This window comes from Paraburkholderia sp. BCC1884, assembly GCF_900996225.1.
GTDB lineage: Bacteria > Pseudomonadota > Gammaproteobacteria > Burkholderiales > Burkholderiaceae > Paraburkholderia.
This window is the reverse complement of record NZ_CAAJGL010000024.1, coordinates 1-456: the sequence shown is the minus strand read 5'-3', so window position 1 is coordinate 456 and position 456 is coordinate 1. Positions and strand designations below refer to the sequence as shown.

Annotated in this window: 1 protein-coding gene; it reads right to left on the bottom strand. The window is 59.9% G+C overall.

The window, feature by feature from the left end:
• Nucleotides 1–105 precede the first annotated feature (105 nt).
• Nucleotides 106–249, bottom strand: coding sequence for a hypothetical protein (locus FQ705_RS33910; protein ID WP_186307761.1), 144 nt, complete (start codon nucleotides 247–249; stop codon nucleotides 106–108).
• Nucleotides 250–456 lie beyond the last annotated feature (207 nt).

Below are 456 nucleotides of genomic sequence, written 5' to 3'. Positions count from 1 at the left end.
CCGCGTTGTCAGCTAATTGAAATGATCATGAAAAACAAACGCCCCGCGGTCCGAGGACGGCGAGCCGGCAGACAGCGACGGAACAGGCTCCGTCGCGCGACGAAATCAGCGACCGAGCTGGTAGAAGAACAGCACCGTGCTGCCCGTGAACATGCCGAACAATGCGATGCCCATTGCCATTGCCAGATCCATGCTGCCGACTCCCGATAGCCAAGTCCGGTGTAACGAAACGTAACCGGTTGACGTCATTATCCTGACGGTCCGTCAGATTGCTACCCGCAATTTCCCGACACGGGTTTCCCCCGAGCAAGTTTTGCCGATCACCTCGTCCGCCTGGTACCGAAGCCTGCCGATCGGCGCGCCCCGCAGCGCACAAGCGCGCATCGATCCGTTATGCTGTCCGCCCGATTTGCCTTGTCGATGCCGACCGAAGGAACCCCATGCCCATCTTCCAGC

Excerpts from the sequence above, each read along its gene's own strand:
- FQ705_RS33910 (WP_186307761.1), bottom strand. The coding sequence starts at position 249 with ATGACGTCAACCGGTTACGTTTCGTTACACCGGACTTGGCTATCGGGA.